Consider the following 13,537-nt stretch of genomic DNA (forward strand, 5'->3'; position numbering starts at 1 on the left):
TTCCCCTTACGCATTCGCCGGACCACACTCGGTGCATGTCGTGGGTGGGAAGTTCCGCAGTGGAGATCGCGGATGCCGTGCGACGGGGGAAGGTCACGGCACCCGTGGTGGTCGCCGAGCACCTCGACGCCATCGCCGAGCGTGATGGACGTGTCGGGGCGTTCCGTGTGGTCCTCGCCGAACGGGCGCTGGCCGAGGCACGGGTTCTGCAGGAGCGAGAGGACCTGTCCGAGCTGCCGCTCGCCGGGGTACCGATCGCGATCAAGGACAATGTCGCCGTCCGGGGTGAGGCGTCGCGCAACGGTTCGGCGGTGACGCCCGACGTGCCCGCGGACGAGGATCACCCCGTGGTCGCCAGGCTCAGGGCGGCGGGCGCGGTGGTCGTCGGCATCACCAACGTGCCGGAGCTGTGCCTGGTCGGCTTCTCCGACAGCGTGTACGGCGTCACGCGCAACCCGTGGGATCCGAGCCGCACCTCCGGCGGCTCCTCCGGTGGAAGCGCGGCGGCCGTGGCCGCCGGGATGGTCCCGCTGGCCCACGGCGCCGACGGGCTGGGCTCGCTGCGCATCCCCGCGGCCTGCTGCGGCCTGGTCTCGATCAAGCCGGGGCAGGGGCTGGTCCCGCCGCCCGAGCGCGACTGGTACCGGATGTCGGAGAACGGGCCGCTGGCCACGACCGTCGCCGACCTCGCCCTCGCCCTCGCCGTCATGGCGGGTGACATGTCGCTGGCGACGCCCGGCGAGAGCGAGGCCCTCGGCGTGGGCAGCGCCATCGACGACTACCCGGGCGGGCTGACCCTGTCGGAGCCGCTGAGGCTGCGGATCGCGGTCGCGCCGATGCCGTTGCCGCCGGGGTTCTCGGTGGACGCCGAGTTCCAGCGGGCGGTGAGGGGGGCGGCGGAGGTCCTGGGCGCGGCGGGGCACACCGTGGTGGACCACACCGGGCGGATGTCCCCCCGGATCGGCGCCGCCGCCGTGGCCACCTGGTTCGCGTGCGCCAGGGGCAACGTCGAGGGCCTCGACCCGCGCGGGCTGGAGCGGCGCACCAGGTCCCTGGCCAGGGCGGGCCGGCTGCTCGCCAGGTTCGGGGCGGACGGCGCGACGGGCCGCGACCGCTGGCGCGCGTACGGCGCCGACCAGTGGTTCGGCAACGCCGATGTGCTCGTCACCCCGACGCTCGCCGCCGTGCCGCCGCCCGCCGAGCGCTGGGGCCGCCGGGGGCTCCTGGCCAACGTCCGCGTCAACCTGACGTACGCGCCCGCCACCGCGGCGTGGAACATGGCGGGCTGGCCCGCCATGAACGTCCCGTACGGCAGGCACTCCAACGGCACGCCGATCGGCGTGCAGCTCGTCGCGGCCCCTGGCGGCGAGGCGCAGCTCCTGGCCCTGGCCGGACAGCTGGAGGCCGCCCGCCCCTGGACCCGCCACGCCCCGCTCGCCTGACAGCCGCTCGCCCACACGGTCCACCGGCGCGCGGAACGAGGGCGAGGCCGCGCGGGCGAGCCGGGCCGGACAGACGGACCGGGCCAGACCGAATAGACCGGACGAACCAGGCCGGGCGGACCGGCCCGGACGCGTCGGGCCCGATAGGTCAGACGCCGGTGGGGTGCCAGACCGTCTTGGTCTCCAGGAAGGCGGTCAGGCGCCTGGTTCCGGGGTCGGCGGACCAGTCGGTCGCGGCGGGGCGGAAGACGCGCTTGAGGTTCTCCGCCGCCGCCTCCTCGCACGCGACCGCCAGACCCTCGTCGGCGACCCCGGTGAGGTCGAGGGCGTTGACGTCCATGTGCGCGGCCAGCCAGGGGGCGATCTCGGCGGCCGAGCCGGTGAGGATGTTCACCACCCCTCCGGGCAGGTCCGAGGTGGCGAGCACCTCGGCCAGGGTGATCGAGGGCAGCGGGGCGCGCTCGCTCGCGACCACGACGCAGGTGTTGCCCGTGACGATCACCGGGGCGATCACCGAGACGAGCCCCAGCAGCGGCTCGTCGGGGGCGACCACCGCGACCACGCCGGTCGGCTCCGGCGTGGAGATGTTGAAGTAGGGCCCGGCGACCGGGTTGGTGGACCCGGCGACGGCGGCGATCTTGTCGGACCACCCCGCGTACCAGACCAGCCGGTCGACGGCCGCGTCCACGACCTCCCCGGCCCTCTTCGTCCCCGCCTCCGCCAGCTCGGCGGTGAACTGGGCCCGGCGGCCCTCCAGCATCTCGGCGACGCGGTAGAGGATCTGCCCCCGGTTGTACGCGGTGGCGCCCGACCAGCCGCCGAAGGCCTTGCGCGCGGCCGTCACCGCGTCGCGGGCGTCCTTGCGGGAGGCCCGCGACGCGTTGGCGAGGAAGTCGCCCCTGGAGGAGGCCACGGCGTAGGACCTTCCGCTCTCGGAGCGCGGGAACGCCCCGCCGATGTACAGCTTGTACGTCTTGCGCACGGCGAGCCGCGCGGACCCGCGGCCCGCCCCGTCCTCGGCGGTACGGTTCCCGGCGCCCTCGCCCGTACCGTCTCCCTCGGGAGAACCCGCCTGCTTGCCCGCCCGTGCCCGGCTCGGCCGCTCCGCCTTACTCATTTCCCAGCCCTCTCCACGAGCTCTCCTGCTGCGCCAGCCGGGCCGGCACGAAGATCTGACCGCAGCGGCTCACGCCGCACCGGTGGGCGAACCAGCCCCGCGGCGCCGGTCGTCCGGCGCGGGCGAAGCCGTGGCCCCGGGTGCTCTGGGCACGGCGGGGGCGGCGTCCGGCCCTGTGATGCTCACACATCGAGATACGCCTCCAGGCCGTGCCGTCCGCCCTCGCGCCCGTACCCGGACTCCTTGTAGCCGCCGAACGGCGAGGTGGGGTCGAACCGGTTGAAGGTGTTGGCCCAGACGACTCCGGCGCGGAGCCTGTCCGCCATCCACAGGATGCGCGAGCCCTTCTCCGTCCACACGCCCGCCGACAGGCCGAACGGGGTGTTGTTGGCCTTCTCCACCGCCTCGGCCGGGGTGCGGAAGGTCAGCACGGACAGGACGGGGCCGAAGACCTCCTCGCGGGCGATCCGGTGCGACTGGGCGACGCCGGTGAAGATGGTCGGCGGGAACCAGAAGCCCTTGTCGGGCAGCGAGCAGGCCGGGGACCAGCGCTCGGCGCCCTCCGCCTCCCCCAGGTCGGACAGCTCGCGGATCTTGGCGAGCTGGGCCGCGGAGTTGATCGCGCCGATGTCGGTGTTCTTGTCGAGCGGGTCGCCCAGCCGGAGGGTGCCGAGCCGCCGCTTCAGCGCGTCGAGCAGCTCCGTCTCGATCGACTCCTGCACCAGCAGCCGGGAGCCCGCGCAGCAGACGTGGCCCTGGTTGAAGAAGATCCCGTTGACGATGCCCTCGACGGCCTGGTCGAGCGCGGCGTCCTCGAACACGATGTTCGCGGCCTTGCCGCCGAGTTCCAGGGTGACCTTCTTGCCGGTGCCCGCGACCGACCTGGCGATCTGGCGGCCGACCTCGGTGGAGCCGGTGAAGGCCACCTTGTCGACGTCGGGATGGTTCACCAGGGCGGCGCCGGTCTCGCCCGCGCCGGTCACGATGTTGACCACGCCGGGCGGCAGGTCGGCCTGCGCGCAGATCTCCGCGAACAGCAACGCGGTCAGCGGGGTGGTCTCCGCGGGCTTGAGGACGACCGTGTTGCCGCAGGCCAGCGCGGGTGCGATCTTCCACGCGAGCATGAGCAGCGGGAAGTTCCACGGGATGACCTGGCCGGCCACGCCGAGCGGGCGCGGGCCGGGGCCGTACCCCGCGTAGCCGAGCTTGTCGGCCCAGCCCGCGTAGTAGAAGAAGTGGGCCGCCACCAGGGGCAGGTCCACGTCGCGGGACTCACGGATCGGCTTGCCGTTGTCCAGGGACTCCAGCACGGCCAGCTCGCGCGAGCGCTCCTGGATGATGCGCGCGATCCGGAACAGGTACTTGGCCCGCTCCGAGCCGGGCAGCGCCGACCAGACGCCGAACGCCTTGCGGGCGGCCTGGACCGCCCGGTCGACATCGGCCTCGGTGGCCCAGGCGACCTCCGCCAGGACCTCCTCGGAGGCCGGGTTCACGGTCTTGTTGCGGTTCTCGCCCTGGGAGTCGACCCACTCGCCGCCGATGAACAGGCCGTAGGACGGCCTGATGTCGACGACGTCACGCGACTCGGGCGCCGGTGCGTACTCAAACATGTGAACGCCTTAGTCGAGGGTGAAGTAGTCGGGACCCGCGTACCTGCCGGTGGCCATCTTCTGGCGCTGCATCAGCAGGTCGTTGAGGACGCTGGAGGCGCCGAGCCGGAACCAGTCGGGGGTGAGCCAGCCGTCGCCGACGGTCTCGTTGACCAGGACGAGCATCTTGATCGCGTCCTTGGTGGTCTTGATGCCGCCCGCGGGCTTCACCCCGACCCTGCGGCCGGTCACGGCCAGGAAGTCGCGGACCGCCTCCAGCATGACCAGCGTCACGGGGAGGGTCGCGGCGGGCTGTACCTTTCCCGTGGAGGTCTTGATGAAGTCGCCCCCGGCCAGCATGGCCAGCCAGGACGCGCGGCGCACGTTGTCGTACGTGGACAGCTCGCCGGTCTCCAGGATCACCTTCAGGTGGGCGGTGCCGCACGCGGCCTTGATCGCGACGATCTCCTCGTAGACCTTGAGGTAGTCGCCCGCGAGGAACGCGCCCCGGTCGATGACCATGTCGATCTCGTCGGCCCCGGCCGCCACCGCGAGGGTGGTGTCGGCGACCTTGACGTCGAGCGAGGAGCGTCCGCTGGGGAAGGCGGTCGCGACGCTGGCCACCTTGACGCCGGAGCCCTTCAGGGCCGCCGCGGCCCCGGCGACCATGTCGGGGTAGACGCACACCGCGGCCACCTTGGGCACGGAGGGGTCGGCCGGGTCGGGGTGGACCGCCTTGGCGCACATCGCGCGGACCTTACCCGGGGTGTCGGCCCCCTCCAGGGTCGTCAGGTCCACCATGCCGATGGCGAGGTCGATGGCCTGGGCCTTGGCGGTGGTCTTGATGGATCGGGTGCCGAGCGTCGCGGCGCGCTGGTCGGCGCCCACGCGGTCGACACCGGGCAGGCCGTGCAGGAAGCTTCGCAGCGTGACGTTGGACGTTGCCACGTCGGTGAGCGAGGTCGTCATAGTTGACACCTCTCCAGCATGCCTACTGGTGTGATTACTTCCAAACTGGACCCTGCCCAGCGGCCTTGCCGGTTTTCGTCAACATCCGCCGACCGGCCCGCCCCGCCCCATGGAGGCCCGGCGGTGACGCGGAGTCATTTCCAGGACGGGGTCATCCACGGGGCCGGGCCGGGACCGCCCCGAAGAGGCCGTCTAGGCAGTGCCGGGACGGCCTAGGAACGACCTAGGGACGGCCTAGGTAGTGCCGGGGCGAGGAGCGTCCGGGAGATAGGACATCCTCCCGATGTGGGACCGGGGGTCTTAGGACGAATCTTGAGTCTGTAAGGAAAGCGCGCCGCGAGGCGCCACACCAGGAAGGAACCCTCATGGGTCCCGAGCTTCACCTTCAGATGATCGCCCACCGGACCACCGAACTCCGCGAGCAGGCCGACAACTACCGCCTCGCCCGTGAGGCACAGGAGGACAAGAAGGGTCACTCGCCCGAGAAGCGCCGCCGGAGCCTCTTCGGCAAGATCATCCCGGCATGACCCCGCCCCGAGCGCCCGGCCGCCCCCATCTGCCCGGCCGGGCCTCACAGCCTCCCTAATCTGCTGATTTCACCGAGCGAAAAATAAGGAGATCGCACCTTTAAGGCATGACATGCTGGCAGACATGGTGGGTCGGGCGGTGAGCCCCATCTTCGTGGGGCGGGAGAGGGAGCTCGCGGACCTGGCCGAGGCGTTCGAGCAGGCTCGTAAGGACGCGGCGATGACCGTGCTGCTCGGTGGCGAGGCGGGTGTCGGCAAGTCACGGCTGATCGGGTGTTTCGCGGAGCGGGCCACGGCCGACGGCGCCCACGTGCTCAACGGGGGCTGCGTGGAGCTGTCGACCGAGGGCCTCGCCTACGCGCCGTTCACCGCGGCGATCCGCCAGCTCGTCCGCGAGTGCGGCGCCGAGGAGGTCGCGGCCCTCCTCCCCGAGGGAGGGGCGCGCGACCTGGCCAGGCTGCTCCCCGAGTTCGGCGAGCCGAGTGGCGACACCGAGAGCGACACCGCACGCGCACGCCTCTTCGAGCAGATCCTCACCCTGCTGGAACGGCTCGCGGAACGCCACCCGGTGATCCTCCTCATCGAGGACGTCCACTGGGCCGACAGCTCCAGCCGCGACCTGATCGCCTTCCTCAGCCGGAACCTCCGCACCGCTCCCGTGTTGATGGTCCTCACCTACCGCTCCGACGAGCTCCACCGCCAGCACCCGCTCCGGCCGGTGCTCGCCGAGCTCGGCCGGCTGGACGGGGTCCTCCGGATGGACCTGCCCCGGCTCACCCAGTCCGAGGTGGCGGCCCAGATGGCCGGAATCCTCGGCACCACGCCCGAGTTCGCCCGGGTCGACAGGGTCTTCCAGCGCAGCGAGGGCATCCCGCTGTTCGTCGAGGCGCTGATGGAGTGCGACGGCGACCACACCTTCCCCGACTCCCTGCACGACCTGATCATCGGCTCCGTGGAGCGGCTCCCCGAGGAGACGCAGCGGGTGCTGCGCATCGCCGCTGCCGGTGGCATCCGGGTGAGCCACGCCCTGCTCGTCGCGGTCAGCGCGCTGTCGGACGTCGAGCTCGACGACGCGCTGCGCACCGCGATCGCGGCCAACGTGCTGCAGGTCGCCGATGGCCGCGCCTACGTCTTCCGGCACGCGCTGATCCGCGAGGCCGTGCACGACGAGCTCCTGCCCGGCGAGCACGTACGGCTGCACGCCCGCTTCGCCGAGGAGATCGGCAACGACCGCACGCTGGTGCCTCCCGGCCGGGCCGCCATCGAGATCGCCCATCACTGGCACTCCGCCCGCGACGACCTCTGGGCCCTCATCTCCGCCTGGGAGGCGGCGGGCAAGGCCGCCAAGACCTTCGCCCACAAGGAGATGATGCAGCTGCTGGAGCGGGTGCTGACGCTGTGGAGCAAGGTCCCCGACGCCGCCGAGCGCATCGGCGTGGACCACACCACCGTCCTGGAGCACGCCGCCGAGGCCGCGAGCGCGTGCGGGGAGGTCGACCGGGGCAGCAAGTTCGTCAAGGCCGCGCTGCACGAGCTCGACGAACGGACCGAGCCCGCCCGGGTGGCGAACCTGGTCGTACGGAGATCGCAGTTCAAGAAGGCGAAGCGGCGGCCCGGGGTGCTCGACGACCTCCGCTACGCCGAGCGGCTGGTCCCCGAACCGGGGCTGGAGCGCGCCGAGGTGCTGTCCAAGCTGGGCTCGTACCTGATATTCAGCGGCGAGCTGGCGGAGGGGACGGCGCTCACCGAGGAGGCGCTGCGGATCGCGCGCGAGCACGGCGAGGAGACCCTGGAGGCGGAGCTGCTGCTCAACCTCGCGCTGGGCCACTCGATCGCGGGGCGCATCAACGTCACGATCGAGCTCAACGAGACCGCGCAGGCGATCGGCGAGCGTGTCGAGTCCGGCCGCAGCGTCCTGCGCGCCATCGCCAACAACGTGGACGCGCTGAACAACATGGGCCGCTCCACCGAGGCGATCGAGCTCGCGTGCGAAGGGGAGCGGCTGGCGAGGAAGTACGGCCGCTACCGGGACCAGGGCACCTTCATCGCCAACAACCGGGCCGAGGCGCTGGAGGCGCTGGGCAGGTTCGGGGAGGCGGCCCGGCTGGCCGAGCATGCCCTCGGCATGGACCCCACCCTGCGCACCCGCCACGACCTGCGGCGGGTCCGCGGGGACGTGGCGGTCGCCCGCGGCGAGACGGACGTGCTCAGATCCGTCCTGGACGAGGTGGGCGCCTTCGCCACCGTCCCCGAGGAGTTCATGCAGGAGTTGACGGCGAACGCCCGGCTCATGATCGGCCTGCACATGCTCAGCGGGGAGCCGCTGGCCGCGCTGGAGGTGGCCGAGCGGGTCGCCCTGGAGGCGCAGATCACGAGCAAGCCCATGCTGGGCTGGCGGACACTCGGCCTGCTCGGGGGGATCTGCGAGACGGTCGAGGCGCTCGCGCCCGAGCGGGTGGCGGCGCTGCGCGCCCACGTCGGGAAGGCCGCGGCGGCGATGACCGTGGACAGTCCCGTCGCCGAGGCCTACCGGCTCGGTCTCACCCGCGACCACGACGCCGCGGCCGTCGCCTGGGAACGGCTGGGCCGTCCCTTCCCCCAGGCGAAGTCGCTGCTCCACGGGGGGCGGATGGCGGCCGCCGTCGGTGACCGCGAGGGCGCCGCGTCCCGGCTGCGCGCGGCCTACCCGATCGCCGTGGCGCTCTCGGCCCGGCCGCTGGCCACCGAGATCGAGGCCCTGGCCCGCCGGATCGGGATCTCCCTCACCGAGCAGGCCGGAGCCACCGGGCAGGCCGGAGGCGGGGAGCCTCCGCTGACCCCGCGCGAGCTGGAGGTGCTCCGGCTGGTCGCCCTCGGACGGTCCAACCGCGACGTCGCCGCCGAACTGTTCATCTCGGCCAAGACCGTGAGCGTTCACGTCTCCAACATCCTCGGCAAGCTGGGGGTCTCCACCCGCGGCGAGGCGGTCGCGGCCGCTCACCGCCTCGCCCTGATCAGCTGACCTCGCCCCCCGGGGCCGGGCGCGACCACCGGCCGACGGTACGGCGAACGACCCGGCGGAACGAATCCGGCGATCTTTCAACCCGATCATTCGCGCGGATATAAGTCTTATAAGCCATTAAAGCTGTGCGGAAAGCCTTATATCTTAGATATGTACGCACATTATTTGGTGATTGCGTATCTTGATCACATGGATTTCTTCACCGCACCACCGGCCCCCGACCGGGAGCCCGAAGAGGAGAAGACACTTCCTCCCTGGCTCGGTCCCCCGGACACCGTACTCGGCCGCACCGTGGACATCAGCCGGACGCTGTTCCACAGCGAGGCACTGGTCATCGTGCTCACCAGCGCCGTCGCCTTTCCCGAGGGGGCGAAGCTCTACATCCGGATGGCCGCCCGCCCTGTCGAGGGCGTGAACAAGGACACGTGGTGGGAGCGGCGCGACCTGATGTTCGAAAGGCGCCACCGCCGGTTCCATCCCGGAACGTCCCTGGAAGACGAGGTCCTCCGCTTCGGCGTCCGCTTCCCCGACGGCGGCAAGGCCACGACCGTCGACGGCAGGCCGCACTACGGCGGTGAGTGGCCCCCGCCGCGTCCCGACGGTCCGATCCTCCAGGAGCGCGGCGGGGGAGGCGGAGGGGGCGGTGACCATTTCATCTCCTTCGGCTGGAACCTGTGGTTGTGGCCGCTGCCTCCCGCGGAGCCGTTCGAGTTCGCGGTCGAGTGGCCCGCCTTCGACGTACCGCTGACGTTCACCGAGATCGACGGCGCCGCGATCGCCGCCGCCTCCGAGCACGCGCGGCCGTACTGGCCCTGATCAGGCAAACAGCGGTTCGAGCAGCAGGATCACGCCGAAGGCGGCGAAGGCCGCGGCGGCGCCGTACCGGATGATCTTCTCCGGCAGGTGCCTGCCGAGCATCCGGCCGACCACGATGGCGAGGGCGTCGGCGGCGACCATGCCCACCGTCGAGCCGATCCAGGTGCCGAACCAGCCGTACTGGGTGGCGAGCGTGATGGTCGCGAGCATCGTCTTGTCACCCAGTTCGGCGAGGAAGAAGGCGACGGTCACCGCGATGATCGCCGACCGGGTGGTGCGCTGCGCCTTGCGCGACTCCTCCTCGGTCAGCTCGTCCCCGCGCAGCGTCCACAGCGCGAAGCCCAGGAAGGCGATACCGGCGATGATCGTGATCGCCGTGGTGGGGAGAAAGTCACCGACCAGCCCGCCCAGGCCGACGCTGAGGAGGTGGACCACCGCGGTGGCCAGAGTGATTCCCGCGAGGACCGGCCACGGTTTGAACCTGGTGGCGAAGGTCATCGCCATGAGCTGGCTCTTGTCGCCGAGCTCGGCGACGAAGATCACAACGAGACTGATCCAGAACGCTTCCAACGAGGGTGCCCTTCCGCGTACGCAGCCGGGCGGAAGGGGGATACCCGGGGAGTCTCGGGCACGTCTTCGGCCCGGCGGCATCCATCAATGCCTGCCAGGCCGAAGGTCTCGTCCGCCACGGAGCCGAGCCGAACCGGCCGGATCCGAGGCCCGCGCGACCGGGCGCCTCGGGCGCCAGCATGTCGATCACGCGATTGGGACTACTCCCCTTCGGGTCTTTCCATCAGACCATAGCAGCAGAAATCGGATGCCCGTTCCCGCCCCAGAGGAGCTCAGAGGACCTCACAGGACCCTACCGGGCCGCAGGAAAGAACCTGCGCCCTGCCGAGGGCCGCTTCACGCAGAGGAACCCCAGAAGATCGCAGAGGACCTCGGGAAACCCGTCAGGAGAACCTCGAAGGCCCCGGAAACCCAGGAAAACCAGGAAAACCAGCCGGGGAAACCTCAGAGCCGGGTGCCGACCATCACGGGCTCGTTGACCAGGGTGACGCCGAACTTCTCCAGGACGCCGTCCCTGACCTCGCGGGCGAGATCGAGGAGCTCCTCCGTCGTGGCCACCATTTCCGGATTTGTCATGGCAAGGGTGTGCTTGGTGGAAATACGGGCCGGGCCGCGCCGGTAGCCCTTCGGGAACCCCGCGTTCTCGATCAGCCACGCCGCCGGGACCTTCACGCCCCCGTCCGGCATGTCCCAGCGGGGGAACCCCGGCGCCCGCAGCTCCAGCTCGGCGGCCCGCGCGGCGGTCAGGACCGGGTTGGTGAAGAACGACCCCGCGCTGCGGGTGTCCGGGTCGGCGTCGTCCAGGACCATGCCCTTGCCCGCGCGCAGCTCCAGCACCGCCGCCCGAGCCTCCGCGAGCGGCACCCGCTCTCCCTGGGCGACACCCAGCCGGGAGGCCAGCTCCCGGTAGGCGACCGGGCCGGACAGCGCGTCCCCGGCCAGCTCGTAGGTGACCGCGAGCACGACGTATCGCCCCAGATCATCTTTGAACGCGCTGTGCCGGTAGGCGAACCCGCACTCCCGCGCGGTCAGATCCCGCACCTCACCGGCCCGGCGGTCGTAGGCCCGGACGGCGACGATCGTCTGGGAGACGTCCTGCCCGTAGGCGCCGACGTTCTGGATCGGCGTGGACCCGACCAGCCCGGGGATGCCGGACAGGCACTCCACGCCCGACCGGCCCTCCCCCACCGCGCGCTCGACCAGGGCGTCCCAGTCCTCGCCCGCCTGCGCGGTGACCCGGTCCCCCTCGACCTCGACGCCCCGGGAGGCGACGCGCACGACCAGGCCGTCGAAACCCTCGTCGGAGACGACCAGATTGCTGCCGCCCCCCAGCACGAGCACCGGCTCGCCCGCCCGGTCGGCCGCCGCCACCAGCTCGACGATCTCCTCGGACGACCCAGCCTCCACGAACGTCCCGGCCGGTCCTCCCAGCCCCAACGTCGTGTACGGCGCCAGCCGCACCCCCGCCACCCGCTCCGTCATGCGCTTCCCCACCCGCGACCCGGCCGAAATCCGCGACCAGCCTACGGGGCGCGCAGCAGCTTCAGAACCCGGTCGTAGGTCCGCTGGGACTCCCGGTCGCGGTATCCGGGGTCCGCGCCGTCGTCGCGGCGGTGCCGCTCCTGGCGGACCGGGAGATCCTTCCCCAGGGCGACGAGGGTGCCGGGCAGTCTGAGCGAGAACTCCAGGTCGGCGTTGCGGTAGTAGCGGGCGTCGGCCGGGAAGCCTCCCGCGGCGAGCGCGGTGTCGCGCCTGATCGCGAACAGGTGGCCGAGCAGCCCCCGGACCTCGCCGGGCTCGGCCTCCAGCCATTCCTTGTCGTCCTCGCGGGGATTCACGCCCTTCCAACCGGCCGCGGTCACGTCGTCGTCCAGCGCCTTGACCAGCGGGGTGACGGCGTCGCCCTCCAGGACCACGGAGGTGTCCATGACGACGTGCACGTCCGAGGTGTCGAGGCGCAGCAGCTTGTCGCGGCTCTCGCCCCACCCCGCGGAGCCACCCCTCCAGTGCGGCGACTCGGCCACGTGCCAAGCCTCCACCCGGCGGGGGAACTCCTCCACCAGCTCCTGCAGGACCGCTCCCGCGCCGTCCACGTTCCCCAGGTCGAGGCCGAGGATCCTGGCCTCCGTACGGGCGACCAGGGCGCGTACGCACTCGCGCAGCTCGTCGGGGTGGCCGTCGACCAGCAGCGCGACGGTCACCGTCGGCCGCGCGGCCCTCGGCTCCTCGGCGTCGGCCGGGGGAACGATGGTCTCGTCGAGCCGGGAGACCGACAGGCTCGCGTCCCACAGCAGCTGGGAGGAGACCATCCGCTCGGGATGGCCGTCGAGATCGTCGGCCCGGCCGACCAGCTCCGAGCCCTCGGGCGTCTGCTGGGGCGCCGCCTCGCTCTCGGCGACCTCCTTCGCCTCCCGGTCACCGAGCCGCCCGGGGTGGCGTCCCGGATCCGCGGCCTCGGCGACCCGCCCGGCGTCGGCCGACCGGTCCCGCCCGGCTGCCCCGTCTTCGTCCTCGGCGCTGACCCGTCCCGGGGCCGTGGAGGCTCCCGGCTCCCCGCTCGAACCGTTCTCCTTCGCCTCCGGGGAACCCCCCTCGGGCAGGGAACTCACCGTGGGCCACACGTCGAAGGAGGGAGAGGGGATGAGCTCGAAGCCGTCCGCGGTGTCCCGGACGAGCCAGCCCTCGGTTCTGATCTCGTCACGGAGCGCGTCGGCGGCGGCATGGTCCTGCTCGGCTCGCGCCTTGGCCCGCCGCTCGGCCAGGCCGGTCACGTTAGGAGGTACTTCGCTCATGCTGGGGGGCTACCCCGAGACAGGGAGAAGATTCGGCCCCGGCCCACGAGCCTGCCGGTGAACCGCGTTCCGGCCCACCGGTGAATCCCGCGAGCCTGCCGGTGAACCGTACTGCGGCCCACCGAGGACGGTGCCGGTGGATCATGCCCCGGCCCTTCGCGGGCCCGCCGGGGACCACGCCCCGGCCCGCCGGGGAACCGTGGCCGGTGAGCCCCGGGCCGGGCCCCATGGGCGCCGACGGCACCCACGGCCGGGTGCCGCCGTGGGGTGCCCGCGACAGGGTGCCTACGACAGCTGGACCACCGCGCGGGCCTTGGACAGGACCCGGGAGTCGTTGGACTTGGCGGTCAGGACGACCACCACGCGCTTGTCCTCAAGCTTCTCCTCGATGATCCCGCTCACCGTGATGACGGCGCCCTGGTCGTCGTCGGGAACGACCACCATGGAGGAGAACCGCACCCCGTAGTCGACGACCGCGCCGGGGTCGCCCGCCCAGTCGGTGACGAACCGGCCGCCCTGCGCCATGGTGAACATGCCGTGCGCGATGACGTCCGGGAGCCCGACGGTCTTGGCGAAGCGCTCGTTCCAGTGGATGGGGTTGAAGTCGCCCGAGGCCCCGGCGTACATCACCAGGTTGACGCGGCGCACCACGTATTCGGCGGGCGGGATCTGCTGACCCGTCTCGACCTCGTCGTACTTGACCGTCGCGGCCAT

General features: G+C 71.9%; 11 protein-coding genes. 4 read left to right on the forward strand and 7 right to left on the reverse strand.

All coding sequences use genetic code 11. The features are described from left to right. Positions 1-59 precede the first annotated feature (59 nt). On the forward strand, positions 60-1,442 hold the full coding sequence (locus ABD817_RS01860; protein ID WP_344914309.1) for an amidase: 1,383 nt from the start codon (positions 60-62) through the stop codon (positions 1,440-1,442). A 148-nt stretch (positions 1,443-1,590) separates the two neighbouring features. Here ABD817_RS01860 and ABD817_RS01865 read toward each other — a convergent pair whose 3' ends face one another. The 3 genes from ABD817_RS01865 to deoC form a co-directional block, all read right to left on the reverse strand. Then, entirely contained in the window at positions 1,591-2,559 is a 969-nt protein-coding gene (locus ABD817_RS01865; protein ID WP_344914311.1) for an aldehyde dehydrogenase family protein, read from the reverse strand. A 182-nt stretch (positions 2,560-2,741) separates the two neighbouring features. Continuing rightward, positions 2,742-4,169 carry an aldehyde dehydrogenase family protein gene (locus ABD817_RS01870; protein ID WP_344914313.1) on the reverse strand — a complete coding sequence of 476 codons (1,428 nt, stop codon included), beginning with the start codon at positions 4,167-4,169 and terminating at the stop codon, positions 2,742-2,744. A gap of 9 nt (positions 4,170-4,178) precedes the next feature. Then, positions 4,179-5,117 (reverse strand): deoxyribose-phosphate aldolase, encoded by a 939-nt coding sequence (gene deoC, locus ABD817_RS01875; RefSeq protein ID WP_344914315.1) that lies wholly within the window; start codon positions 5,115-5,117, stop codon positions 4,179-4,181. A 365-nt stretch (positions 5,118-5,482) separates the two neighbouring features. Here deoC and ABD817_RS01880 point away from each other — a divergent pair, with 365 nt between their 5' ends. The 3 genes from ABD817_RS01880 (at position 5,483) to ABD817_RS01890 (ending at position 9,461) form a co-directional block, all read left to right on the forward strand. Continuing rightward, the gene (locus tag ABD817_RS01880) at positions 5,483-5,644 is read left to right on the forward strand and encodes a hypothetical protein (RefSeq protein WP_344914317.1); all 162 of its coding nucleotides are present in this window, start codon (positions 5,483-5,485) and stop codon (positions 5,642-5,644) included. A gap of 139 nt (positions 5,645-5,783) precedes the next feature. Further along, positions 5,784-8,645 carry a helix-turn-helix transcriptional regulator gene (locus ABD817_RS01885; protein WP_344914319.1) on the forward strand — a complete coding sequence of 954 codons (2,862 nt, stop codon included), beginning with the start codon at positions 5,784-5,786 and terminating at the stop codon, positions 8,643-8,645. Between the two features lie 189 nt (positions 8,646-8,834). Continuing rightward, positions 8,835-9,461, forward strand: coding sequence for a hypothetical protein (locus tag ABD817_RS01890; protein WP_344914321.1), 627 nt, complete (start codon positions 8,835-8,837; stop codon positions 9,459-9,461). Here ABD817_RS01890 and ABD817_RS01895 read toward each other — a convergent pair whose 3' ends face one another. The 4 genes from ABD817_RS01895 to ABD817_RS01910 all read right to left on the reverse strand — a co-directional run bounded on the left by ABD817_RS01895 (position 9,462) and on the right by ABD817_RS01910 (position 13,537). Next, entirely contained in the window at positions 9,462-10,031 is a 570-nt protein-coding gene (locus tag ABD817_RS01895; protein ID WP_344914323.1) for a TMEM165/GDT1 family protein, read from the reverse strand. Positions 10,032-10,475: 444 nt separating this feature from the next. Further along, the gene (locus ABD817_RS01900; RefSeq protein ID WP_344914325.1) at positions 10,476-11,513 is read right to left on the reverse strand and encodes a UDP-N-acetylmuramate dehydrogenase; all 1,038 of its coding nucleotides are present in this window, start codon (positions 11,511-11,513) and stop codon (positions 10,476-10,478) included. A gap of 41 nt (positions 11,514-11,554) precedes the next feature. Further along, a complete protein-coding gene (locus tag ABD817_RS01905; protein ID WP_344914327.1) occupies positions 11,555-12,823 on the reverse strand; it encodes a glycosyltransferase family 2 protein in 1,269 nt (422 codons plus the stop codon). A 285-nt stretch (positions 12,824-13,108) separates the two neighbouring features. Continuing rightward, complete coding sequence (locus ABD817_RS01910; RefSeq protein ID WP_344915577.1) at positions 13,109-13,537, reverse strand: MaoC family dehydratase; 429 nt, start codon at positions 13,535-13,537, stop codon at positions 13,109-13,111.

The organism is Streptosporangium oxazolinicum (assembly GCF_039537505.1).
In the GTDB taxonomy this organism is placed as follows: Bacteria; Actinomycetota; Actinomycetes; order Streptosporangiales; family Streptosporangiaceae; genus Streptosporangium; species Streptosporangium oxazolinicum.